Source organism: Bradyrhizobium sp. CCBAU 53338 (assembly GCF_015291665.1).
In the GTDB taxonomy this organism is placed as follows: Bacteria; Pseudomonadota; Alphaproteobacteria; order Rhizobiales; family Xanthobacteraceae; genus Bradyrhizobium.
Map to the genome: position 1 here is coordinate 4,403,862 of NZ_CP030048.1, position 23,617 is coordinate 4,427,478.

At 64.8% G+C, this 23,617-nt stretch carries 29 protein-coding genes; 12 read left to right on the plus strand and 17 right to left on the minus strand.

From position 1 onward, the window contains the following. Positions 1–41 precede the first annotated feature (41 nt). From XH90_RS20775 to XH90_RS20790, 4 genes are all read right to left on the minus strand, one after another. Positions 42–863, minus strand: coding sequence for a tetratricopeptide repeat protein (locus XH90_RS20775; RefSeq protein WP_194476209.1), 822 nt, complete (start codon positions 861–863; stop codon positions 42–44). 32 nt (positions 864–895) lie between these two features. After that, a complete protein-coding gene (locus XH90_RS20780; protein ID WP_194476210.1) occupies positions 896–1,579 on the minus strand; it encodes a substrate-binding domain-containing protein in 684 nt (227 codons plus the stop codon). A 20-nt stretch (positions 1,580–1,599) separates the two neighbouring features. Beyond that, on the minus strand, positions 1,600–2,301 hold the full coding sequence (locus XH90_RS20785) for a GrlR family regulatory protein (protein WP_194476211.1): 702 nt from the start codon (positions 2,299–2,301) through the stop codon (positions 1,600–1,602). A 197-nt stretch (positions 2,302–2,498) separates the two neighbouring features. After that, positions 2,499–3,533 carry a glutamine synthetase beta-grasp domain-containing protein gene (locus XH90_RS20790; protein WP_063683952.1) on the minus strand — a complete coding sequence of 345 codons (1,035 nt, stop codon included), beginning with the start codon at positions 3,531–3,533 and terminating at the stop codon, positions 2,499–2,501. Between the two features lie 536 nt (positions 3,534–4,069). Between XH90_RS20790 and XH90_RS20795 the strand changes: the two genes are divergently transcribed. Continuing rightward, the gene (locus XH90_RS20795; protein ID WP_194476212.1) at positions 4,070–4,273 is read left to right on the plus strand and encodes a DUF2735 domain-containing protein; all 204 of its coding nucleotides are present in this window, start codon (positions 4,070–4,072) and stop codon (positions 4,271–4,273) included. A gap of 113 nt (positions 4,274–4,386) precedes the next feature. Here XH90_RS20795 and XH90_RS20800 read toward each other — a convergent pair whose 3' ends face one another. Continuing rightward, positions 4,387–4,698 carry an MliC family protein gene (locus XH90_RS20800; RefSeq protein ID WP_194476213.1) on the minus strand — a complete coding sequence of 104 codons (312 nt, stop codon included), beginning with the start codon at positions 4,696–4,698 and terminating at the stop codon, positions 4,387–4,389. 81 nt (positions 4,699–4,779) lie between these two features. On the opposite strand from XH90_RS20800, the gene XH90_RS20805 reads away from it, so the two are divergent. Next, on the plus strand, positions 4,780–5,523 hold the full coding sequence (locus XH90_RS20805; RefSeq protein WP_194476214.1) for a tyrosine-protein phosphatase: 744 nt from the start codon (positions 4,780–4,782) through the stop codon (positions 5,521–5,523). A gap of 24 nt (positions 5,524–5,547) precedes the next feature. Then, positions 5,548–6,228 carry an SDR family oxidoreductase gene (locus tag XH90_RS20810; protein ID WP_194476215.1) on the plus strand — a complete coding sequence of 227 codons (681 nt, stop codon included), beginning with the start codon at positions 5,548–5,550 and terminating at the stop codon, positions 6,226–6,228. Here the strand turns inward: XH90_RS20810 and XH90_RS20815 are convergent, their stop codons facing one another. After that, a complete protein-coding gene (locus XH90_RS20815; protein ID WP_194476216.1) occupies positions 6,229–6,576 on the minus strand; it encodes a GrlR family regulatory protein in 348 nt (115 codons plus the stop codon). Between the two features lie 128 nt (positions 6,577–6,704). Between XH90_RS20815 and XH90_RS20820 the strand changes: the two genes are divergently transcribed. Both XH90_RS20820 and XH90_RS20825 read left to right on the plus strand, forming a co-directional pair. Further along, positions 6,705–7,391: a DUF2161 domain-containing phosphodiesterase gene (locus XH90_RS20820; protein WP_194476217.1), complete on the plus strand. Its 687-nt coding sequence runs from the start codon at positions 6,705–6,707 to the stop codon at positions 7,389–7,391. Positions 7,392–7,486: 95 nt separating this feature from the next. After that, on the plus strand, positions 7,487–7,792 hold the full coding sequence (locus XH90_RS20825; RefSeq protein ID WP_015686575.1) for a hypothetical protein: 306 nt from the start codon (positions 7,487–7,489) through the stop codon (positions 7,790–7,792). Positions 7,793–7,866: 74 nt separating this feature from the next. Here XH90_RS20825 and XH90_RS20830 read toward each other — a convergent pair whose 3' ends face one another. From XH90_RS20830 to XH90_RS20860, 7 genes are all read right to left on the minus strand, one after another. Next, the gene (locus XH90_RS20830; protein WP_194476218.1) at positions 7,867–8,472 is read right to left on the minus strand and encodes a GNAT family N-acetyltransferase; all 606 of its coding nucleotides are present in this window, start codon (positions 8,470–8,472) and stop codon (positions 7,867–7,869) included. A gap of 152 nt (positions 8,473–8,624) precedes the next feature. Next, positions 8,625–9,023, minus strand: a complete 399-nt coding sequence (locus XH90_RS20835; protein ID WP_194476219.1) for a PaaI family thioesterase — start codon at positions 9,021–9,023, stop codon at positions 8,625–8,627. 102 nt (positions 9,024–9,125) lie between these two features. Continuing rightward, complete coding sequence (kynU, locus tag XH90_RS20840) at positions 9,126–10,328, minus strand: kynureninase (protein ID WP_194476220.1); 1,203 nt, start codon at positions 10,326–10,328, stop codon at positions 9,126–9,128. A 10-nt stretch (positions 10,329–10,338) separates the two neighbouring features. Further along, entirely contained in the window at positions 10,339–11,178 is an 840-nt protein-coding gene (gene kynA / locus XH90_RS20845) for a tryptophan 2,3-dioxygenase (RefSeq protein ID WP_194476221.1), read from the minus strand. Between the two features lie 34 nt (positions 11,179–11,212). Then, positions 11,213–12,022: an alpha/beta hydrolase gene (locus tag XH90_RS20850; protein WP_194476222.1), complete on the minus strand. Its 810-nt coding sequence runs from the start codon at positions 12,020–12,022 to the stop codon at positions 11,213–11,215. Between the two features lie 156 nt (positions 12,023–12,178). Further along, a complete protein-coding gene (locus tag XH90_RS20855; RefSeq protein ID WP_194476223.1) occupies positions 12,179–13,456 on the minus strand; it encodes an ArgE/DapE family deacylase in 1,278 nt (425 codons plus the stop codon). Between the two features lie 52 nt (positions 13,457–13,508). Continuing rightward, a complete protein-coding gene (locus tag XH90_RS20860) occupies positions 13,509–14,273 on the minus strand; it encodes a pyridoxamine 5'-phosphate oxidase family protein (RefSeq protein WP_194476224.1) in 765 nt (254 codons plus the stop codon). Positions 14,274–14,297: 24 nt separating this feature from the next. Between XH90_RS20860 and XH90_RS20865 the strand changes: the two genes are divergently transcribed. Together XH90_RS20865 and XH90_RS20870 are read left to right on the plus strand one after the other, a co-directional pair. Further along, positions 14,298–15,758: a PLP-dependent aminotransferase family protein gene (locus XH90_RS20865; protein WP_194476225.1), complete on the plus strand. Its 1,461-nt coding sequence runs from the start codon at positions 14,298–14,300 to the stop codon at positions 15,756–15,758. Positions 15,759–15,825: 67 nt separating this feature from the next. Next, positions 15,826–16,083, plus strand: coding sequence for a DUF6719 family protein (locus tag XH90_RS20870; protein WP_194476226.1), 258 nt, complete (start codon positions 15,826–15,828; stop codon positions 16,081–16,083). 4 nt (positions 16,084–16,087) lie between these two features. Here XH90_RS20870 and XH90_RS20875 read toward each other — a convergent pair whose 3' ends face one another. Further along, a complete protein-coding gene (locus XH90_RS20875) occupies positions 16,088–16,453 on the minus strand; it encodes a hypothetical protein (RefSeq protein WP_194476227.1) in 366 nt (121 codons plus the stop codon). A gap of 33 nt (positions 16,454–16,486) precedes the next feature. Next, a complete protein-coding gene (locus tag XH90_RS20880; protein WP_194482909.1) occupies positions 16,487–16,894 on the minus strand; it encodes a hypothetical protein in 408 nt (135 codons plus the stop codon). Between the two features lie 78 nt (positions 16,895–16,972). Here XH90_RS20880 and XH90_RS20885 point away from each other — a divergent pair, with 78 nt between their 5' ends. Next, positions 16,973–17,188 carry a hypothetical protein gene (locus XH90_RS20885; protein WP_371748257.1) on the plus strand — a complete coding sequence of 72 codons (216 nt, stop codon included), beginning with the start codon at positions 16,973–16,975 and terminating at the stop codon, positions 17,186–17,188. Here the strand turns inward: XH90_RS20885 and XH90_RS20890 are convergent. Continuing rightward, positions 17,178–17,726 (minus strand): CreA family protein, encoded by a 549-nt coding sequence (locus tag XH90_RS20890; protein WP_194476228.1) that lies wholly within the window; start codon positions 17,724–17,726, stop codon positions 17,178–17,180. The two genes, XH90_RS20885 and XH90_RS20890, sit on opposite strands and share 11 nt — an antisense overlap. Positions 17,727–17,934: 208 nt before the next feature. Between XH90_RS20890 and XH90_RS20895 the strand changes: the two genes are divergently transcribed. From XH90_RS20895 to XH90_RS20910, 4 genes are all read left to right on the plus strand, one after another. Further along, positions 17,935–19,620, plus strand: coding sequence for a L,D-transpeptidase (locus tag XH90_RS20895; RefSeq protein WP_194476229.1), 1,686 nt, complete (start codon positions 17,935–17,937; stop codon positions 19,618–19,620). A gap of 86 nt (positions 19,621–19,706) precedes the next feature. Beyond that, positions 19,707–20,270 (plus strand): glutathione peroxidase, encoded by a 564-nt coding sequence (locus tag XH90_RS20900; RefSeq protein WP_194476230.1) that lies wholly within the window; start codon positions 19,707–19,709, stop codon positions 20,268–20,270. Between the two features lie 174 nt (positions 20,271–20,444). Beyond that, the gene (locus tag XH90_RS20905) at positions 20,445–21,470 is read left to right on the plus strand and encodes a polysaccharide deacetylase family protein (protein ID WP_194476231.1); all 1,026 of its coding nucleotides are present in this window, start codon (positions 20,445–20,447) and stop codon (positions 21,468–21,470) included. A gap of 7 nt (positions 21,471–21,477) precedes the next feature. Beyond that, the gene (locus XH90_RS20910; protein ID WP_194476232.1) at positions 21,478–22,029 is read left to right on the plus strand and encodes a dihydrofolate reductase; all 552 of its coding nucleotides are present in this window, start codon (positions 21,478–21,480) and stop codon (positions 22,027–22,029) included. Positions 22,030–22,047: 18 nt separating this feature from the next. On the opposite strand, the gene XH90_RS20915 is transcribed toward XH90_RS20910, so the two are convergent. Next, positions 22,048–23,451 (minus strand): outer membrane protein, encoded by a 1,404-nt coding sequence (locus tag XH90_RS20915; RefSeq protein ID WP_194476233.1) that lies wholly within the window; start codon positions 23,449–23,451, stop codon positions 22,048–22,050. Positions 23,452–23,617 lie beyond the last annotated feature (166 nt).

Genomic DNA, 23,617 nt, shown 5'->3' on the forward strand with positions numbered 1-23,617 from the left:
GCCGATCCCGAAGGACCTTGCGCTCGATCAAGGACCGCGAGCTAGAAGCACAGCGTGGTGACGAGCTTGCCCTGCTTGTCCTTGATCGCGTAGGGGCAGCGCAGCCGCTCCAGCGCCTTCTTGGCGTCCTCGTCGCCGAGCGCAGCCGCGCGCTCGTAATAGGCCTTGGCCGCGTCCTTGTCCTTCGGACCGCCGCGGCCTTCCTGCGCGAAGGCACCCATGCGCTCCAGCGCTCCTGGGTGATTTTGCGCAGCCGCCTTCTCGAACAGTGCGCGCGCGGCGAAATCGTCCTTCTCGCCGCCATTGCCATTGGAGAGCATCAGGCCGAGCTGGTACTGCGCCTCCGCATTGGTCTCCGCCGCCTTGCCCAGCAACGCGCGCGCCTGCGCGGGATCGGCAGGTGCTCCCCCGCCGGCGCTGCCGAGCGCGGCGAGGTTGGAGACGCCGCGGGGATTGCCCGCTTGAGCAGCCTTCTCGAACAGCCTTCGCGCCTGCGCTTCATCTTTCGCGATGCCGGCACCGGTGCCGTAGGCGACGCCGAGCTCGACCATCGCAGCACTGGAGCCCTTGTCGGCCGCCTTGCGCCAGGCGGCGATCGCCTCCGCCGTCTGCCGGTTGGCCGCATAGGCGCGCCCGAGCGCATACATCGCGCGCCGCGATGAAGCCGACGCCTGCCTGCAGAACTTGATCGCGGTTGCGATGTCCGAGGCTGCAATCTCCGGCACGCCCTTCACGTCGGCCGGCTTGTCGGGATCGCTGGGGTCGGCGGCGACACGGTCGCACAGCACGAGGTCGGCCGATTGCGCATGCGCGATGACAGGCGCGGCAAGCACAACGAGGATGGCAAAAAGAAAAATCCGCATGGCGATCACGTTGCGTCCGCGCTCCGGCGAATTCAAGGCTCGAGCCCCGACTGCCGCAACACAGGCACCACCTCCGGCGAGGCCAGATAGCGCAGCAACCTGTCGGCAGCCTCGGCCTGCTTCGCGTCCACCATGCGGCCGGCGGAGAACACGGCCGGAATCTGCAGATCGTGCGGCACCGGGCCGATCACCTCGATGCCGCCAACCTGCTTCAGCTCGCTGATCTGCTGCACGGCGAGGTCAGCCTCGCCGCTGACGAGCCGCTCGGCGGTGAAGCCCTGCTCGACGATGGTCGCCCTGGCGTTGATCTCGTCGGCGATGCTCATCCGCACGATCAGCTGGGCGAAGTAGACCCCGCTCGCCCCCAGCCGCGAATAGGCGACGGAGCGCGCCGCGAGCAGCGTCTTGCGCAGTGCGGCTTCATTGGCGATGTCGGGGTGCGGTGCGCCTTTCCGCACGGCAAGGCCGACATAGGAGCGCGCGAGATCAGCTGCGCTGGCTGCGATCACCCGCCTCTCGCCGATCATGTCGTCGAGCCCCTCGCGCGTGAGGATCACGAGATCGGCGGCCTCGCCGGCGCGCAGGCGCTTGAGCAGCGCCAGCGTCGGCGCGAAATCGGCATCGACGTGAATGCCCGTTGCGGTCTCGAACGCGGCGGACAGGCTGCGCATCGCCCCCATCAGGCCGAGCGTCGAGAGCATGCGAACTTTTTCCATGGGCGGCTTCCCTGTCGCGATCAGGCGCGATGCATGAGCTTGAGCGCGGCGGTGAGGCGCAGGCTGCGCTTGCCGGCGAGCGCGGTGGCTTCCAGCACCGCGCCCTCGCCGTCATAGCTGCCGGAGAAGCCGATGCCGACCTCGTGGCCGCCGAAGATCGGATCGTCCTTGGCGGGCGTGTGCTCCTGGTTGAGGATCTGTCCCTTCCAGCGGCCGTTCGCGGCCGCGTAGCTGCCGAGATAGTAGAAGGACGCATCGCCGCCGAGGATGCGGCCCTTGTTCAGCAGCATCACGCCGGTAAGTCCGCCGTCGACGCCGTCGAGCATGCGCAGGTGAACCGAGTAGAGGCCGTCGATGATGCCGGCCTCGCCGATGCCGCCGGCGATCGGTACCTCGTCGTCGGTGATCGGCGTCATCAGCGACTGGAAGGGCACGCCGGGCAGCTCCTTCAGCTCACCCTTGAAGCGGTAGAGATCGCCGTCCGCAAATCCCTTTGCGATCAGCGTCGCATCGTCGGTGCCGGCCATGGCGCGGTAGTTCGGATCGGGGTTGTGGCGGACGGTCTTGATGATGGTGTCAACGCCGCCTTCGGTCTTCTCGTAGGTGCCGATATGGGCGAACGCCGAATTGCCGCCGAGCATCTTGCCATTGCCGGCATGCATCACGCTCCGGCCGACGGCGTCGCCGAGCTGAAATCGAACCTTGTAGAAACCTTCAAACACCAGCCGTCCCCGGCCCTGCGCACATCGAGAAACAGTCTATCCCGCTTTCGCCGATGATGGGCAGGTTTCGCGCGGCGCAGCCCCGCGCTGCACAGGAATGGCCGTCATTTGAATGTAAAAATCCGCCGGAGCAGTTCTGCTCCGGCGGATTGAAAGCCAACCCGGACCAAGCCCCCAAGGTCCGGGCCGGGAGGATCTTAGGCCGCGGCCTTCTTGTCAGCCGGGACGGACGCGATCGTCTTCAGGATCTGCGAAGCGATCTGGTATGGGTCGCCTTGCGAGTTCGGACGGCGGTCTTCCAGATAGCCCTTGTAGCCGTTGTTGACGAAGGAGTGCGGAACGCGGATCGACGCACCACGATCAGCCACGCCGTAGCTGAACTTGTTCCACGGAGCGGTCTCGTGCTTGCCGGTCAGACGCTTGTCGTTGTCAGGACCGTAGACGGCGATGTGGTCCATCAGGTTCTTGTCGAAGGCCGCCATCAGCGCCTCGAAGTACTCCTTGCCGCCGACCGTACGCATGTACTCGGTGGAGAAGTTGGCGTGCATGCCCGAGCCGTTCCAGTCGGTGTCGCCGAGCGGCTTGCAGTGGAACTCGATGTCGATGCCGTACTTTTCGGTCAGGCGCAGCATCAGGTAACGGGCCATCCACATTTCGTCAGCGGCCTTCTTGGAGCCCTTGCCGAAGATCTGGAATTCCCACTGGCCCTTCGCGACTTCCGCGTTGATGCCTTCATGGTTGATGCCGGCAGCCAGGCAGAGGTCGAGATGCTCTTCGACGATCTTGCGGGCGACGTCGCCGACATTCGAATAGCCGACGCCGGTGTAGTACGGACCCTGCGGGGCCGGATAGCCAGCCTCGGGGAAGCCGAGCGGGCGGCCGTTCTTGTAGAAGAAGTATTCCTGCTCGAAGCCGAACCAGGCGCCGGCGTCGTCGAGGATGGTGGCGCGCTTGTTGGACGCGTGCGGGGTCTTGCCATCGGGCATCATGACTTCGCACATCACCAGCACGCCGTTGGTGCGGGCACCGTCCGGGAACACCGCGACCGGCTTCAGCACGCAATCCGAGCTGTGGCCTTCGGCCTGCTGGGTGGAGGAGCCATCGAAGCCCCAGAGCGGAAGCTGCTCGAGCGTCGGGAACGACGCGAATTCCTTGATCTGAGTTTTGCCGCGCAAGTTCGGAGTCGGCGTATATCCGTCGAGCCAGATGTACTCGAGCTTATACTTGGTCATTGAGCCTCTCTGTAGATGATGCGAAAGGTGGGGTTGAGAGCCCCGCACGTTTGTACCCGGCCATCATCGGCCGGCCCCTTACAAGCATGTTGCGTGCCAAAAGGCCGCAGCGCGGGAGGTTTTCCACTGCGTCCCGAACCAGGCGGCTGATGGAAAACCGTCCACAGCGGCATGCGGCATAGCCGCGCACCTTCCCGTGAAGCTGCACTGCAAAAATCCCGCGGAAAACGCCTGATTCTGGAGCAGGCAGGCGCAGGTCCAAGGTTGCCGATCAAACGCGCATCAACGTCCGGCAACTTTCGAAAAGGGTCCCGGCCCTGCCCAGCAACCTTTGGAATGGCCCAGGCGTTAGTCACTCAGACGGTGCCTTGGAGGGTGCAGATGGTCGTCTGCCCAATAATTGGGCGGAAACTGATTTCCTTTTCAGCACTTTCCAATCCGGGAGGCGCGGCCGATATGGGGATTCCAAGTAACCACATCAGAACGAGTCGGGCGCACCATGGAGGCCAAGGCGCTTCGACCAAGGAGCAATCGCAATGATGAACAATGGTCTAAGTCACGGATCTGCGAAGATCTATCAGTTCCCCGTCGGGGGCCGCGCGGCTCTCGCCGGACGCCGCCACGACGAGACCCGCCTTCCCACCGACCACGCATCGCTTCCCGCGAACGCGTCGATCTGCAGCGACAGCTGGTACCACCAGGACGCGGTCGACGAAGCAAAGCCCAAATGGGAACGCTAATGCCAGTGTCTGGTTCGAGGCCGCCGCGCTCGATCAACCGCTCGGCGGAAGTTTGAAAAAGGGTCGAAACAACGACGTTTCGACCCTTTTTGATTCCGGACCCGACGCCGTCGTCAGATCACGGCGCAGGCCGTCGCCGGCCGCTTCAGATGCTTGACCGTGGTGGCCCCGGTCTTGTCGACCCGCAACGTGATCCCCGCCCCCGAATAGCGCGCGCCCGTAACGGCCAATCGCTTGGCAAGCGTCACCGGCTCGCCGTCGATCTGGAGAAACGCGCGCTTGTCGTCGTCATAAAACGCAACGATGAACTGGGTACCGTCGGCGCAGCGATAGGTGCGGAACGTCTGCGCCTCGGCCTGCCGCCCGCCGGACATTCCAGCCGCCAGCATGATGATCCCCCAAAGAATGGCCTTGTGCCGGCCCATGATCGCCCCCTGTAATAGACCTCAAGGACGCCCTCAGTGCGTCCGGTGGAACCATAACCCAAGCTGAGCCCAACCTAACCCATGTCAGATTCCCCTGCCCGTCACCTCGCTTTGCAAGGCGCCAGCAATTTTCGCGACCTCGGCGGCTATGCCACCCGTGACGGCCGCACCACGCGCTGGCGCCACATCTTCCGCTCCAACCACCTCGGCCAGCTCACCGCTGACGATATCGCGATCGTCCGCGCACTCGGCGTGAAAAGCGCGTTCGACTTTCGTGGGCTCGAGGAGCGCACGGCCGGCATCTGCGTCGTCAACGAGATCACCGTGCATTCGCTGCCGATCGAACCGACCGTTGTCGCCGCGCTGCGCGCTGAACTCGCGAGAGGCACGCTCACCGGACCGGTCGCGCTCGAGCTCATGCGCGAGTCCTATCGCAACTATGTCCGCCACAACACGCACAGTTTCCGCATGTTGTTCGGCCATCTGCTGGAGGACCGCGCTCCTCTCGTGATCCACTGCACCGCCGGCAAGGACCGCACCGGCTTTGCCAGCGCCCTGATCCTGCATGCGCTCGGCGTGCCCGATGACGTCATCGCGGAGGACTATCTGCTGACCAACCGCCACTACAAGCGCGACGTGTCGAGTGTCTCCGATCTGCCAGCCGACGTCCTCGACGCCATCGGTTCGGTCAACGCCTCCTATCTCGATGCAGCCTTCGACGCCGTCGGCCGCGACTATGGCGATGTCGAGACTTACTTGCGCGATGGCCTCGAGCTTGGCGCGGCCGAGCGGACCGCGCTGAAGGAACGCTATCTGCAATCATAGGCGACCGCGCCCGGGAGATCGACGATGCAAGGCAAGGTTTTGATCGTGACCGGCGCGCTCGGCGCGCTTGGCAAGGTGGTCACTGAGGCCGCGCTCGCGCGCGGCGCGCGGATCGCCGGCATCGATCACGCGCCCTCTCAGGTTGCGGCAACAGCCGAGCGCATCGAAATCGGCGGCGTCGACCTGTCCGACGCGGCGCAGGCGAAGACGGCCGTCGAGGCGGCCGCGAGGCATTTCGGCAAGGTCGACGCATTGGTGAACATCGCCGGCGGCTTTGCCTTCGAGACCGTCGGCGACGGCGACATCAAGACCTGGCACCGCATGCATGCGCTGAACCTGCTGACGGCGCTCAACACTTCGCACGCGGCGCTGCCGCATCTTGCCGCGTCGAAGGCCGGCCGCATCGTCAATATTGGCGCGATGGGCGCGCTACAGGCCGGCTCCGGCATGGGGCCCTACGCGGCATCGAAGGCGGGCGTGCATCGCCTGACCGAGGCGTTGGCCAATGAATGGAAGGGCAAGGTCACCGTGAACGCGGTGCTGCCGTCGATCATCGACACGAGGGCCAATCGCGCCGACATGCCGACAGCGGATTTCGTCAAATGGGTCACGCCGCAGGAGCTTGCCGAGGTGATCCTGTTCCTCGTCAGCGACGCCGCGAGCGGCGTCACCGGCGCGCTCATTCCTGTCAGCGGACGGGTGTGATCAATCCGGCACGAGCAGCCGCAGATTGCCCCTGAAACGGATGCTCTGCTTGCCCGCGAGCGCGATGCCGCCGCCATAAGCGGTCTCGACGGTGTAGGTGCCGCTGAACCCGATGGTCACGACCTTGCGGCCCCACACCGGGCGCTCGTCGAATGAGGGCGAATGCTCCTCGTTGGTCAGCTCACCCTTCCACTTGCCGTCGGCGGAAACGTAGCTGCCATAGGCGAAGAAAAAGGAATCCCCGCCACGCATGGTGCCATCGCGCAGTACCATGACGCCCTGATTGCCGCCCTGCACGCCGTCCAGCATCTCGATCCGGATGTGATAGAGCCCGTTCCTGATCGTCATGTTCGCGAGCACCCTGTTCCCCGCGCGAGGATATAGCCGGCATGGCCGGATCCGGGCAAATCCCGATCAGCCGTGAGTCCGATCCGGGCTAGACTGCCGGCAACTGATTCTCCGATCGGAAACTCGCCTTGGAAACCGCGCTCTATCTGCCCGTCAAACGATTCCTCGAAGGCCTCGGCTTCGACGTGAAGGGCGAAATTCGCGGCTGCGATCTCGTGGGCCTGAGCGCCGGCGATCCTCCCGTGGTGGTGATCGGCGAGCTCAAGCTCGCCTTCAATCTCGAACTGATCCTGCAAGCGGTCGATCGCGCGCCGGCGGGCGACGAGGTCTGGATCGCGGCAAAGATATCGGCGCGCGGCAAGGGCCGCGAAAGCGATGCGCGTTATCGCAATCTCTGTCGGCGCCTCGGCTTCGGTATGCTCGGGGTAACCGACAAGGGCGAGGTCGAGGTTCTGGTGAAGCCGCCGACCACGGCTCCCCGCCGCGAGCCGAAAACGCGCTCGCGGCTGGTCGCCGAGCATCAGCGCCGCCAGGGCGATCCCGTGCTTGGCGGCAGCACTCGCGCGCCGATCATGACCGCCTACCGGCAGCAGGCGCTGGCCTGCGCTTCCGAGCTCGTTGCTGGCCCTCGGCGCGTGCGCGAGCTGCGCGAACGTTGTCCTGATGCCGGCAAAATCTTGCTTAACAATGTGTATGGCTGGTTCGAGCGCGCCGACCGGGGAATCTACGGGCTGACGACGGCAGGCCATGCGGCGCTGAAACGCTGGCCGCAACAGCGGGTTGAGGTCGATGCCGGTGCTGCGTCACCGCCATGACACCCGACCGGTGCATAGCTGTGATGCCACACTGATTTCATATTGCAATGCAACATCGATGGCACTAGGTATCCCGGCATCAAGACGAGGCCGTTATGAGCGCAGACTGGAATACCAAATATGGCACGCGGCGCGTGCGCCACGATCCGCCCACCCTGGATGAGGCGATCTTCGCCGCCGTCGGCATCACCGACGACCAGGAGCAGCAGGCCGAGATCGCTGCCGCGCTGATGGGGATGCCGCTCGACGTCGTTCAGGCCGAGGTGAAGAAGCAGGCCCGCACCAACAGCCGCATCACCGCCACGCGCGTAATCGCCGGCGAACAGGGCGCACAGCGCTCGGTCGTGGTCGAACGCCGCGTGGTCCGCCGCTTCGGCAACGACAAGCGCACCGGCACCTGAGCGCTCATTCATTTGCTTCGACAAGAAAGCGGACCGGCCTGGCCGGTCCGCTTTTTTGATTCAGGCCTTCGATTTCAGGCCGCGCGATTGCCGTACATGCTGGAAATCAGCTTCCAGCAGGTCGAGTTGAAGCTGAGAAGCGCACGGCCGGCCTTGAACGGCGCCGCCGCGAGATCGGCCAGCTCGTCCTCGGGAGCCTTGGTCAGATCGATCGTGCCGGTGGATTCGCCGTGGCGGAATTGCAGGTGCGCGCCGAACTTCTTGGCGAGCGCGCGCATGGCGTGGTTCTCCGCGCCTGTGGTGATGCGCAGGCTCTTGTAGCCCTTCCAGCGCGCTTCCGCGATCAGGCGGCTGAACAGCACGGTGCCGACGTTCTGGCGGCGCGCGGAGGCTTCCACGCTGAATGCGACTTCGGGCAGCGAATCGCCCTCCGGCGGATGCAGCTCGGCCGCACCGCGAACCACACCGTCGACGATATAGGCGACGATGACGGTGCCATCCTCGGCGCAGCGGGCGGCGTAACGCTCGATGAAGCCGTCGTCGAGAAATCCGTTGAATCGGTCGTGCCGGCTTTCGGCATCGAGCCTGAGCAGGTGATCGCGCAACAGCGGCAATTCTTCCTGCTGGATCAGGGTCCGCACATAGCCCGGGGCGGTGCGGACGGTGTCTTCAAGTACCACGTCAAAACTCCTCTTGGTGTCCCTCGAGGAGGCGTTCGAATCCCTAGGTCCCTAATATTGTGCGTCGCAACAAGCTTTTCAAGACGGGAACCTGCCCAAGTTTGAGGCAAAGGGAACGACTAATTCGTTAATAAAATCAAGGCCCCGTAGTCTTACAGGACCAACTGCGTCTGGGTCACAACAGCGACCAGCTTGCCGTCCTCGGTCTCCAGCCTGGTGGTCCAGACCTGGGTCCGGCGGCCACGGTGAACGGGGGTGGCGGTGGCGATGATAGTGGTTCCCTCCTTGGCGCCGCCAATGAAGTTGGTCTTGCTCTCCAGCGTGGTCGTGCCCTTGGCATCCCCCGGCAGATTGATCACGGTCGCAGCAGCTCCAACGGAATCCGCAAACGCCATCACCGCGCCGCCATGGATCGTGTGATGCAGCGTGCACAGATCGGGGCGTACGGTCATCCGCGCCACCACGCGATCCTTCTCGGCCTCGACGAATTCGACGCCCTTGAGATCGGCGAATGGCATCTTCATCGCTTTAAGCTTTTCCAGCGGCGTCATCGGATCTCCTCCCAATTCATTGTTGCCGCAACGTGAATGGCTTCGCGCGGCAAATCAATGACGTCGGAGGTAGTGGCTGTGACCTCGGAAAGACTTCGCGCCTCACGTCACCGCATTGACGACCTGATATTCCGGCCGCCGCCACACCTCGCCCGCGATCACCTCCTCGACGATTTCGGCCGCCCGGAGGACCTCGCTCTCGCCGATATACAGGGGCGTGATCCCGAACCTCATGATGTCGGGCGCGCGGAAATCGCCGATGAGACCGCGGGCGATCAGGGCCTGCATTGCAGCGTATCCGCCCTCGAAGGCGAAGGAGACCTGCGAGCCACGTTGCTCGTGTGCACGCGGCGTCATGAGCTTCAGAGACGGACAGCGACGCTCGACTTCCGCAATCAGGCGATCGCCGAGCGCCAGCGAGCGCATGCGGACCTCCTTGATGTCGACCCGGTCCCAGATATCGAGCGAGGCCTCCAGCGCCGCCATCGCCAGCACCGGCGGCGTGCCGACGCGCATGCGCTCGACGCCGCCGGCGGCCGCGTAGGCAAGCTCGAATGCGAACGGCTTTGCGTGGCCCATCCACCCGGACAGTGCGGCGCGCGCGTTATCGGCGTGGCGCGGCGAGACGTAGAGGAACGCCGGCGCGCCGGGGCCGCCGTTGATGTATTTGTAGGTGCATCCGGCGGCGAAATCGACGGCGCAGCCGGCGAGATCGACCGGCAGCGCACCAGCCGAATGCGCGAGATCCCAGACGGTGACGATGCCGAGCCCATGCGCCTTCGCAGTCAGCTTCGCCATGTCGTGGCGACGGCCGGTGCGATAGTCGACCTCGGTGATGTAGAGCACCGCGATCTCTTCCGACAGCGAAGCCTCGATCGCCTCCGGCGCCGCCAGGCGCAATTGATGGCCACGCCCGAGTGTCGCCATCAGGCCTTCGGCCATGTAGAGATCGGTCGGGAAATTGCCGGTGTCCGACAGCACGACCTTGCGCGACGAATTCATGTCGAGCGCGGCGGCGAGCGCCTGATAGACCTTGAGCGACAGCGTGTCGCCGACCATCACCGAGCCGACTTCGGCGCCGATCAACCGAGCGATGCGATCGCCGACATGGCGCGGCTGGGCATACCAGCCCGCGGTGTTCCAGGCGCGGATCAGCTCAACGCCCCACTCGGCCGTGATGACGCGATTGACGCGCTCGGCGACGCCGAGCGGCAATGCACCGAGCGAATTGCCGTCGAGATAGATCACGCCGTCAGGCAGGTGGAACAGCGCCCTTGTGTCGTCGTAGACGCGAAGCCTGGTCATGGATGGATCTCTACAGAATGGTGCGGACGCGCCAGAGCTCCGGGAACAACTCGACCTCCAGCATGCGCTTGAGATAGCTGACGCCGCCCGTGCCCCCGGTGCCGCGCTTGAAGCCGATCACGCGTTCGACCGTCGTGACGTGGTTGAAGCGCCAGCGCCGGAAATAATCCTCGAAGTCGACCAGCTTCTCCGCGAGCTCGTACAGCATCCAGTGCGTCTCCGGCGCCTCGTAGACGATACGCCAGGCTTGCAGCACGCCCTCGCTGAAACCGTGGGTCTCGCGGACATCGCGCGCCAGCACGGCGACCGGCATCTTCAGCCCGTTGCGGTCGGCGAGCCGCAGCACCTCGTCATAGAGGCTCGGCGTGGCGAGCTCGGCCTCGAGCAGCTTCGTCGTTTCCACATCGTGCGCGTGCGGCTTCAGCATGGCGTGGTTGCGATTGCCCAGCAGATATTCGATCAGCCGGTACTGGCGCGACTGGAAGCCCGAGGACTGGCCGAGCTGCGACCGGAAGCGCGTATATTCGCTGGGCGTCATCGTGCGCAGCACGTCCCAGGCGTTGTTGAGCTGCTCGAAGATGCGCGACATCCGCGCCAGCATCTTCATCGCGGGCGCCACCTCGTCCCCGGCGATGGCCCGGCGCGCGGCACTGAGCTCGTGGATCGCGAGCCGCATCCACAGCTCCGTGGTCTGGTGCTGGATGATGAACAGCATCTCGTCATGCGCTTCGGAGAGCGGATGCTGTGCGCCGAGGATCGCATCCAGCGCGAGGTAATCGCCATAGGACATGCGGCGGGCGAAATCGGTCTCGGCGCCTTCTTTTGCGGGATCGTAATCGCTGGACGTCATGACAAGCCCTCTCGATCGATCATCCCTGCCCTCATCAGTCGAGCCCGATCAGGCGCGCCGTGATCGGCGACGACGGATCCTTCAGGCCGTCGATCACGGTGAAATGGTTCAGCCCGGGATCGACGACCAGGCGCGTCGGTACGTCGAAGCCGGTCCAGACATTGGCCAGCAGGTCGGACTGGCGGATGAACTCCGGCCTTTCGCTGCCGCCGACCCAGGCAGTCACCGGCGCGTGCCCGCGCGGCAGATACAACGCCGCGCTTTCGAGCGTCGCCTCCTCCATGGTCATGCGCAGCGTCTCGTTCATCTTCGTCTTGAGCAGCGGCCGCAGATCGTGCAGGCCGCTGATCGAGAGCGTGCCGGCAATGCGGTTGAAGATTGCGGGCTCTAGCCGGCCGTCGTCGCACAGCATGCGCGTGACGAGATGGCCGCCGGCGGAATGGCCGGCGAGCCGGATCGGCCCCGCGACGAGCGAAGCCGCTTTCGCAACAGCGGCGGTGATCTCCGCGGTGATGTCGGAGATGCGCGCGGCCGGCGTCAGCGTGTAGCTCGGCAGGCAAACCGTCCAGCCATGGTGCCGCGCGCCTTCGGCGAGATCCGTCCAGGCCGACTTGTCGAAGCGCATCCAGTAGCCGCCGTGCACGAACACGACGAGGCCCTTGCTGTCGCCATCGGGCAGGATCAGGTCGAAACGCTGGCGCTCGCCCGACCCGTAGGCGATATCGGGACGAAAGCTTCTCAGCCCGGCGCGGTAAACCGCCGCCCGCTCCGCCCATTGCGCCGGCATCTTGTCCGAGCCCGGGATATGGGCCGAGTTGGCGTAAGCGTCATCCCAATCGCGCATTGCTACTCCCTCGACGGACTCAGGCCTTGCGATCGGGCGCCAGTCTGCCACCGGGAGCGGCCGCATCCTAGTCTTTATTTTAAGCTTAAAGGATTTGACGGAGCCGTTGTTTCGGGCAACTGGCACCCAGCCAAGATGCCGTAGACGGAGCGGCCTCTACGCCTTCTCCACCCCACACCATTCCGCGATGAACAGTGCCATCGCCTTGGTGGTCTTCTTCAGCGACTCCAGGTCCACGAACTCGTTGAAGCCGTGCATCTCGCCGCCGCTGGCGCCGAAGCACAGGCTCGGGATGCCGTGGTTGAGGCCGTAGAAACGGGTGTCGGTCAGCGCGGTGAAGACGAGATTTTCGACCGCGCCGCCATAAACCTTGTCGAAGGCCTTGCCGAATGCGGCCTCTGGCGCAGCGGAATCGGTCAGCTCATAGCCTTCCGACAGGAAGCCGGACCATTCAACCTCGGGCGGGTTGTTGGCGAGAAAGCGATGGTTGCGCGAGGCAGCCGCAACGCAGGCCAAAATCTCCTTCTGGTGATCGGCGACCGACCAGCCCGGCAGGATCGCGATGCGGCAATCGACGTCGCACCAGGCCGGCACGCTGGACGCCCAGTCGCCGCCCTTGATGATGCCGGGATTGAAATTGATCGGATGGTTGAGCGTCTTGAAGTGACGATCCGCTTTCGCACGCTCGTTCCACTCGATCTCGAGCTTCTGCAAGGCGTGGACGAGGTGATATGCCGCCATGATCGCGTTCGAGCCAGAGCCCGCAAACGCGACGTGGGTCGGATGGCCTTTCACGCGCAGGCGAAACCAGATCACGCCGACCTGCGAGCGCACCATCTTGCCGGCGGTAGGCTCGGGGATGAAGCAGGCATCGGCGCGGTAGCCGCGCTGCAGCGTCGAGAGCGCGCCGACGCCGGTGCTTTCCTCCTCGATGACAGACTGAAAGTGAATTCGCGCCGTCGGCCTGAGGCCGGCCGCCTTGATCGCATCCAGCGCGTAGAGCGCGCCGATGGTGCCCGACTTCATGTCGCAGGCGCCGCGGCCGAACATCTTGCCGTCCTTGATCACGGGCGAGAACGGCGGCGTGTCCCACAATTCCAGCGGCCCCGCGGGCACCACGTCGCAGTGGCCCTGCAGGATCAGCGATTTGCCGGCCTCGGTCGCCGGACGATAGGTGCCGACCACCGAACGTGCCTTGGAGAAGTCATGCTCGATCGGACCGAAGCCGCGCAGATCCTTCAAGTCGTCGACATTGATATGCCAATCGTCCACCTCATAGCCGCGCGCGCGGAGGAGATCGCCGATCATGTCCTGGCACGGTCCCTCCGCCCCGCGGGTCGAAGGGATCGCGACGAAATCGCGTGTCGTCGCAAGCTGGGCTTCGAAGCCGGCATCGACGGCGTCAAGAATCCTCTGCTGCGTTTCGGCATTCATCAGGCAACTCCGGGCATCCAAATGATCAAGGGTGCGCGCAAGCTAGCCGATTTCAGCCGTTCGGGTACTCCACAAAATATGCATCCCGCAATGCATCTTCGAGCAGTCGGCCTTCCGAATAACCAGTCAGCGTCGCAGGGCGCGTCACGCCATCGAGCAGCCGCGGACACGGCTCCGGCGCGCCGAGAACGGTGCGGACCGGAATACGCTCGGCGTAAATGGGCAATTCGTAGTCCTCATCGTCGTCGGCTACACCCTTGGCGCGGACCTTTGCCGAGGCTTCCTCGATCTCCATCGCGATGAAGGAGGTCGCCTTGATTTCCTGGACGTTGCTGGCCCGCAAGCTCGCGGTGCGACCCGGGAAGAAGCGGTCGACCATCGCGACCACCGCGCGCTCTTTCTCCTCGGGATCAGTGACCAGATAGGCGTTGCCGAACGCCATCACCGCGCGGTAGTCGGCGGAGTGATTGAAGCCGCATCGCGCCAGCACGAGGCTGTCGAGATGGGCAACCGTCAGGCACACCCGCTCGCCCCTGGTCTGGTTGCGCAGCATGCGGCTCGCGCTCGAGCCGTGCCAATAGAGCTTGCTCCCTTCGCGCCAGAAGAAGGTCGGCGTGCAATAGGGCTGGCCGTCGATCACGTAGGAGACGTGGCACAGCATCGAGGAATCCAGGATGCGGTGGACGGTGGCGTGATCGTAGAAACCGCGGTCGTGCCGGCGCTTCACCTGGTTGCGCGCTGACGTCGGATAGGAATTCGGGCTCACGGCCACTCCTGTCGTATCTGGAACAATTCCAGAGCCGTTGTAGCGACGCATTTGGTCTGCGATAGTGCCAATTCCATGCAAAAAATTCCGACCAATTCCCCTGGAAAGACCGAACTGCCGCTCGATCTAGCTGGGCCGCATATCACCCCCGGCGCGTCATCGGCACACCGGCTGTACCAGGCGCTGTGCGAGATGATCGTCTCTGGCCTGGTCAAACCGGGCGAGCCGCTGCCGCCCTCGCGCACACTGGCGAAGCAGACCGGCTTTCGGCGCAACGCCGTCGTCACCGCCTATGAGCGGCTGATCGCCGACGGATTTGCGCAAGCGACCGTCGGCTCCGGCACCTACGTCGCGGCGCGGATTCCCACACGTGCGACTGCACCGAAGAAGTCGAAGGTCATCGTCGAGACGCCGCGGCAAGGCGCGCTCGCACTCGGCTGCACGCATATCGACGAGCGCGCGGTGCAGCGTTTTCGCGCCTTCGTCGGCCGGCGGATGCGCGCCTTTGGCAGCGAGCATCTGCATTACGGCGACCCGCGCGGCAGCCGCGAGTTGCGCGTCGCGATCGCCGATCATCTGCTTTCGGCGCGGGGCCTGCGCTGCGACCCCGACCAGATCATGCTCACGTCGGGCACGCTGCACACGCTGCGCATCGTTCTCGGTGCGATCCTGAAGATCGACGATCGGGTCTGGTGCGAGGATCCCGGCTATCCCATCGCGCGCAGGACCATCGCGCAATGCGGCTATCGCACCGTACCCGTTCCCGTCGATGCGCAGGGGCTGCAAGTCGCCAGAGGCCGCACCGCCGCTCCATCGGCGCGCGCGGCCTATGTGACACCGTCGCATCAGTTTCCGCTGGGCGTGCAGATGTCGATGCCGCGGCGGCTCGAGTTGCTGGACTGGGCCAGGCAGGCCGGGGCTTTCGTGTTCGAGGACGATTACGACAGCGAGTTCCGTTATGACGGCGCGCCGCTGATGTCGCTCGCCGGCATCGATCGCCTCCAGCGTGTGATCTACATGGGCACCTTCGCCAAGACACTGTTTCCGGGCTTGCGCATCGGCTATTGCGCCCTGCCCGAGCGTCTCATCGGCGACGTCACCGCCGCGCGCGCCGCGCTCGACCGCTTTCCTGCCACGCTGATGGAGGGTGCGGTCGCCGACATGCTCAATTCCGGCGCGTTTGCGGCCAATTTGAAGCGCGTGCGAAGACTCTATCGCGAGGCACGCGATGCGCTGGCCGAGACGCTCGAGGCGGCCTCGGACGGCGCATTGTCGGTTCCGGTGCCGTCACAGGGCCTGCACCTCGTGGCGCGGTTCGATCCATCGGTTGCGCCTGTCGCCGCGACCGAGGCGAAGCAGGCCGCTGGCGCGGAAGGTTGGCTGCTCGCCGACACCTACGCGCGGGCGCGACCCCTGCCCGGTTTCGTGCTGGGATTTTCGGGGCACGCGGTTCCACACATCGTCGTCGCCGCCGAACGGCTGGCGCGGGAAGCACGCATCGCCTTGCGCAAAGTCAAGCCGGCCCGGCGGGCATAACGAAGGTTGACTATCAGAATCACCGATCGCTCCCTAACATCCCGGCTCGCTTTCGGGATCTCTCATCATGTCACATGTCACAACAATTGGCCGCGCAAGTTGCCTCGCGCTTCTGGTCTCCACTGCGCTCGTGTCAACGGCCTGCGCAACGACGGTCGGACGCGAGCAGGACATCGTCGACCTCAAGCTCGGCCAACGCGTGCAAGTGGATGACGGAACTTGCCCGGCGGGACAGGTCAAGGAAGTGCGCGGTTCGAAGATGACCGACAAGGGCGTCGTGCGAACGGCCAGTTGCGTGCCGCGGTTCGGCCCGAAGTCGAGGTGACCGCCTAAGACTTCGCCGGATCGAACATGCACTGCAGGGTCGGCTTGGCGATCTTGGTGAAGGTCGCGCCGATCTCGCTTTGCTTTGATACCGGCACCCAATCGGTCTCGATGGTGGGAACGCCGGTTTCGCTGATGCCGCGCAGCAGCGCCTCGCGAAGGTCGCGGTCCTCGACAACGGCCGCGGCATGATCATGCAGACAGCCGCAGACCTCCTCCGGATGCTCCCAGCGTCCGAGCATGCGCGGGGCACATTGCCTCACGAATTCGGTGCGCGGGTCCGGCAACCGGCTCGGTGCGCGCACCTGCGCATCAACGGAGCCGATCGTCAGAAGGGTCAGGAACGCCGCGGCGCAGAGACGAAGGTGCATGATGGACTTTGCCGGCTGATGTCTTGTTGCTGATCACAAGCGCGCTGCGAGAACCACCGGCTGCGCCGCCGTGATCGTGACCGGCGAGCCGCTGTAATGGAAGGTGCCGATACCAGGAAGATCGCCGTCCGGCGCGCCGGCGAGCGACGAACCGGCGAGCACGAAGCCGAAAGCCAGGATGAAGCTGAGCGCGCGCATGGCGATGTCCCTGAATTGCGTGGCCGGCGGTCTGCCGTCGTCGTTGTGACGCTGATAACCATCACCGGTTTCTCCCGTGATGCGCCCAAAGCCCAAAATGGTTTCATTGCCGGTGAGAATTGTTTCGTCGGCGGCGGCCTGACGAAACAATTCGCGGAAAACATCAATCATTTCAGAAGGGGCAGCGGCGCCTTGAGCCCGCTTGGGAACCAGCGTTCGGCCTGGCTGAAGCCGTGCGGTCATATCGACGACGTCAGCGCTTCACATGCATTTTACGGTTTTCTGCTGAAGAGGTCGGCATCCGAGGGTCGGATGTGAGGGATGGTCATTATGATGGCGCAAGATCGCGCAACGATGCGCGACACGACGCAGCCGCCGGACCGCGCCGATCGACGGATCAGCCGCCGCAGTGGCTCGCCTGGCGCGATGGCACTGCAATCGGGATGCGGCTACGAGGCCGCGCCGCAGGCATTCGTGCGGCTGAGCGGTTCGCACCTCGTGAAACCGCGCCTCAGCCGCGATCATACTACTGAGTAAAGAAGTCGCCGCATTTCTGGACGTTCGCGTCAGCCGGTCCCCACGGCATGATCGGCACCGTCGAGGTCGAGTTCTTCGGCGATCCCTCGATCAGCTTGTCCGAATAGACCATGTAGACCAGCACATTGCGCTTGGCGTCACAGCCGCGGACGATCTGCATCTTCTTGAAGAAGAGCGAGCGGCGCTTGCGGAACATGTCGTCGCCCTGCTCCATCTTGTCCCTGAACCTGATCGGGCCGATCTGGCGGCAGGCGAGCGAGACGTCAGAGACCTCCTCGGCAAGCCCGAGCCAACCCTTGAACCCGCCCCTCTCCGGCACCGTGAAATGGCAGGCCACGCCCTCGACCTCGGGGTCGTCCAGGCCATAGGTCGCGAGCTTGTCGTTCGGGCTCATCCACTTGAACACGGTGGAGCGGCGGAAGATCAGATCCGGTTCGTCGGCAGCTTGCGCGGTCGCCGCGGACGCGACCAATGCCAGAAGGAATAAAACGAGGCCTTTCAAGCGGATGCCGGAAAGACCGGGGAAACGAGATGACATGAAGTTCTCCGGCAACAAGTCCCCGCAATGTAGGTATGGGATGTCGCGTCAGGAAGATGACGGCAGGCGAACACGGCCGCCGTTTACCGCTCCGTGAGGCTTTTTTGTTACGGATTGGACAAAAGTCGCTGACGGCAGAACTGCCGTGCTAGTGAACGCGTATCCCCTCTGCGACACTAACGTCTGATTTGGATTGCGGATTCGAGGAATGAATAGCGTGAACGGGTCCCCTTTTTCGGCTGCGCCGGCACGGTTGTGGCAGGTCGCGATTCTGGCGGCGGCAGGTGCGATCGGGACAGTGAGCCAGGCGGAAGCAGCGTTCTATTATTATCCTGATTATTCCGACGGATCCTATGGACGGCAGGTACGGCGTATCGAGGAGCCGCGGCTGAGGCCGCAGAAGCGCAGCGCTGCTTCCGCCAGGAACAAGAAAGAGGCGCTCGTCGAGAAGGAGAGCGGCGCGAAGCCGCAAGGTCCGCTCGTCATCGTCGTCTCGATCGAGCGGCAGAAGGTGACGATCTACGATTCCAACGGCGTGTTCGCGGAATCGCCGGTGTCGACGGGGATGAAGGGCCACTCGACGCCGATGGGCGTGTTCAGCATCATCCAGAAGCACAAATTCCACCACTCCAACATCTACAGCGGCGCGCCGATGCCGTACATGCAGCGGATCACCTGGTCCGGTGTCGCCATGCATGCCGGCGTGTTGCCGGGCTATCCGGCCTCGCACGGCTGCATCCGCATGCCGATGGCGTTCGCGGTGAAGATGTGGAACTGGACCAAGATGGGCGCGCGCGTGATCGTCACGCCCGGCCAGATGACGCCGCAAAGCTTCTCGCATCCGATGCTGGCCTCGCTGCGTGTCCCGCCACAGCCCGCAGCAAGCCTCGAGCCGACGACCAGCGTTGGCGACAAGGCGGACAAGGGCGCGCCTGAAAAGGTCACGGACGCCAGCCCCGTCGAGACCAAATCGATCGAGACGAAGACCGCCAGCGCCGACGCCGTGCTCGAGTTGCGCTCCACGGTCGGTCATGCCGTGATGTCTGACGTGACCACGGGCAATGCACCGGTCCGCGAGGAAACCGCCAAGACCGAAGTTGAGACCGAGGTCAGGACCGGCGACACCAAGTCAGCCGAGGCTTCCGAGCCGGTCAAGCAGCCCGACGTAGCTGCGAAGACGGACGAAGCAGCCAAGCCTGCCGACACAGTGAGCCCGGCCGCGAAGCCAGCCGAGGCTGCCGAAGCGCCCAAGGCAATTTCGGACGACAAGGTCGAGGCCGCAAAGTCTGAGCCGGTCAAGGCCGACACGACGGCAACCGAGACGAAGCCCGACGCGGCAGTGACGGCCACGGCTCCTGCGCAAGCTGCTCCGCCGGATGCGAAGAAGGACCAGACCCGCGTCGCCGATCCCGCGCCGTCCGTGAAGCCCGACCTGCCGAAGCGGACCGGCCAGATTGCCGTGTTCATCAGCCGCAAGGATTCCAAGCTCTACGTGCGGCAGAACTTTGCGCCGCTGTTCGATGTGCCCGTGACGATCGCCGCAAGCGACCGGCCCCTCGGCACGCACGTTTTCACCGCCGAAGTCGACAAGTCCGATTCCAATGCGCTGCATTGGTCGGTCGTGTCGCTGCCGGTTTCCGTCCGTGCCGCGGCGCGCGACGATGATGGCCGTGTCGTGCGCCGGCGCGGCGCCACCGTGATCCCTGTCGCCGCAAAGCCCGTGATCACACCGGATAGCCCGGCCGAGGCTCTGGATCGCATCACGATCCCCGCCGACGCCATGGCGAAGATCAACGAGATGCTCACCACCGGCGGCTCGGTCATCGTCTCCGACCAGGGCATCAACCAGGGCGAGACCGGCGAAGGCACCGACTTCATCGTCCGCCTCTACTGAGCCTGGCTGCGATAACGCGGTGTTGAGCGGGACGGCCGCAACGGCGGAGTAAGCTTCGTGCCGGATCACATCCGGGGGACGCCGTCATGATGAACCGCAGAACCGTACTCACCGCGGCGCTGCTCGCAGCATCGGCAACGCGCGCGCGGGCCGATGGCGGCATGAGCCGGATTTCCGCCTACGCCTTCTCCTTCCCGGCGCTATCAGGCGACGACATTCGCCTCGCCGCCTTCACCGGCAAGCCGGTGCTGGTCGTGAACACGGCCTCGCTGTGCGGATACACGCCGCAATATGCGGGCCTGCAAGAGCTCTGGAGCGAGTTTCGCGCGCGCGGCCTTATCGTAATCGGCGTGCCCTCCAACGATTTCGGCGGTCAGGAGCCGGGCGGCACCAGCGAGATCTCGGAGACCGCGCATCACCAATACGGCGTTACCTTCCCCATGACGGCAAAGGCGGTGGTGGTCGGAGCCAAGGCGCATCCCTTTTACCGATGGGCCGCCGAAGCGCGGCCGAAGGAAGTTCCGAAGTGGAACTTCCACAAATACCTTCTCGGTCGTGATGGCTACATCGCCGAGGTGTTTCCATCCGCGGTGGAGCCTGCCGACACCCGCATCAAGACTGCGATCGCGCGGGCATTGGCGGACAGTTGACGCGCCTCTCCAAAGAGGCTTGGGCACAATTGTGGCGAAGCGCCAAACAGCCGTTGCAATGGCGACGGGCCACCATCTAGGCTAGGATGAACGGTAAGATATTTTGGGCAGGATAGGTTTTGCCGGAGGTGAAAAGCCACGGCGGAACAACGGGATCATCTCGAGGACAACACCATGCGTGTGGCGGCAGGACTGATTTTGGCAAGCGCGATCTCTGTTGCGCTGACAGGCGCGGCTTGGTCGCAGACCCCGGCTGCGAAACCCGTGGCGGCCACGCAGGCCGCTCCCGCGCCGGCGCCGGCTGTTGCAGCTCCGGCTCCGGCCGCCGCGGCCCCCGCTGCTGCAGCGCCCGCGTCGCAAGCCGCTGCCTTCCCGCCGCCACCGCAACAGGCGCCGCAGCCGGCGCGCGCGGCCTGCAACAATCCGAACGCACTGGGCGTCGCCCGCACCGTGGAGATCGACACCACAGGCGGTCCCGGCTTCGGCTTCGAGCATTTCAAGGAGCTCGACTTCCTGCGCGACAAGGAGGTCGTCCTGACCTTCGACGACGGTCCCTGGCCCCACAACACGCCCGCCGTGCTGAAGGCCCTCGCCGACCAATGCACCACCGGCATCTTCTTCTCGATCGGAAAGCACGCCACTTACGAGCCGGAGCTCCTGAAGCAGGTGTACGCGGCCGGCCACACCATCGGCACTCACACCTGGTCGCACGCCAACCTCAACAACAAGAAGCTGACCGAAGCGCAACGCAAGGAAGAGATAGAGAAGGGCATCAGCGCCGTGAAGTGGGCGCTCGGCGGCATTTCGCCGGCTGCGTTCTTCCGCTTCCCGGCGCTGCAACATCCGCCGGAGATGGTCACCTATCTCGGCAACCGCAACGTCGCGATCTTCTCCTGCGACATCGACTCCTTCGACTTCAAGGCCTCGAAGCCCGAGAAGGTGATCGAGACCGTGATGAAGAAACTCGAGAACAAGGGCAAGGGCATCATTCTGATGCACGACTTCCAGAAGCACACGGCGGAAGCCCTGCCCGAGTTGCTGAACCGCCTCAAGGCCGGCGGCTACAAGGTGGTGGCGATGCGCGCCAAGGCGCCGGTCGCCTCGCTCCCCGAATACGACCAGGAGCTGATGAAGGACGTCAAGCTGCCGACGGTGAGCACGCGTCCGGTCAGTTCCGTGGTGACGACCGTTTCCGAATAGTCGTCGCTTGACGTTCCATTTCGAAGGCTACGTCATCGTCTCGGCGGACGGCATGCTTGCCGACGCCAGTCGCGTCATGCCCGACAGCCTGAAGTTCGAAGGCGACAAGCTGTTCTTCGAGCAGGCGCTCGATGGCGCCGCGCTGATCGTGCACGGCCGCAACTCGTACGAACAGCAGACGAACTCGCCCAAGCGCAAGCGGCTGATCGCCACCCGCAAGATCAAGGCCCTCACCGTCGATCCGGAGATGCCGAACGCGACGCTGTGGAATCCGGAGCATGCGAGCTTCGAGGATGCCTGCGCCTTTGCCGATGTCGCGGCGGGACGGGTCGCCGTCATCGGCGGCCCCGTCGTGTTCGAGATGTTCATGCACCGCTACGACACGTTCTGGCTCTCGGAAGCCCCGCATGTGCGGTTGCCCGGCGGCGAAGGCTGTTTCGTCGATGTGCCCAGGCGGACTCCGCACGAGGTGCTGGCGTCACACGGGTTGGCGCCGGGCACGCCTTACATGCTCGACGCCGCGCACGACGTCACCGTCACGCCGTGGCGGCGGGGCTAGGCCCCGCCGATCGGCGGCTCAGGGCGTCGGCAGGTGATAGACCAGTGAACCGCGCACCGTGTGGATCGTGCCGCCCGCGCTCAGGCTGGTGAAGAAGCTGTCCGTCAGATCGTCGCGCGTCTCGACATGCGTCATGCGATATTCGGCGCGGGCCGAGATCCTGTCGCTGAAGAAACGCTCGAAGCCGCCGCCGATCGTGGCGCCGTGATATTCGCGCTCCGGACTGGTGCTCTGAATGGCGCCGAAGAGATCGTAGCTGACGGAGCGCGCCGTCGATCCGCTGTAACCGCCGAGCACGTAGACGAGTGTCTCCGGGCTGACGAGATAGCCGGCACGCCCGCCCACGGTCCAGGCCCACTTCACCGAGGCGAGATCCGACGTGATCGTTCCTCCGGCACCGGCGCCCGTCGCCGTAATGCTCGCCCCGCCGTTCGTCGCGACGTCGATCAGGCCAAATGCGCCGATCACCCATTTCGGTGCGATCTGACGATCGTAGCCGATGGTGAAGGTGCCGCCGACATCGGCGCCGCCAAGCCCCGCCGCGTTGAAATCCAGAATGCCAGGGGCCGAGGCCGCAACATGGGGCGTGATGGCGTCACCGCCAATGCCGGCGCCGACATAGACACCGGTCCAGGCCGGATTGAGCGCCGGTGCTACCGCAGTCGTCGCCGCACCGCCGAACTGGCCGAAGCGGTAGGCCGCGCCGATCCGGATCACGTGCTCGGAAAGGTCGGTGGTCCAGACTGCGCCGAGTGGATCGACCGTGGTGTTGTGGCCAAGCCCGACATAGCGATACTCGCCACGCAGCGACCAATTGTTGGCGAGGCGATACTCCGCGCCTGCACCCACCGTATAGCCGTACGCGGTCAGTGCGGGCTCCTGCACGGTGAACGACGGGCCGCCGCCGAGCACCGCGTAATTGAGATTCCAGTTGTTGATGCGCATCTGGCTGTAACCAGCGAGGCCATAGAGCAGAATATCGGGCGTCGCCAGAAATCCGGCACGACCGCCGATGGTCCAGCCCTGGTCGAGCGACGGCATGGCCGCCGTGAGGGTCTGCCCGAAACCAGCCCCGCCCACGTTCACGGTCGTCCGCTGCCGCGACCAGTCGTAATCGACGAAGCCGCCAACCACGAAGCGCGTCGCAACCTGGACGTCGAAGCCGGCGAACGCGGACAATCCGAGATCGGCGCCCTGCAAGCCGTCGAGGCTGAAGAGCGAAGGGCCGCCGCCGAGCGGCGCCAGGTTCGACTGCCCCGACGCGAAGTCGAAGCCAAGTCCTGCGCCGACATAGAACTGGGTCCAGTTCGCCGCGGGCGCCAATTTCGGCGGCGCCTTCACGGGCAGGTCGGCAGCATCAGCCGCCGTGACGGCAAGGGCTGCGGCATGCGCGGCTCCCAGAACAACCACCGCACGCGCCATCAGTCGCTTCGAATGAACCAAGTCCCGCCCCCGAATACGCCACGCCGGTCGAGCCCATCCAACCGGTCGACTGGTCGTATTCGGTTCCGGCAGAGTCCGACAAGGCTAGAAAGGTGCGCGCGGTCCAGCGGCCGCGATTTTGTAGAACCGCTGTGATCTCAAAGCC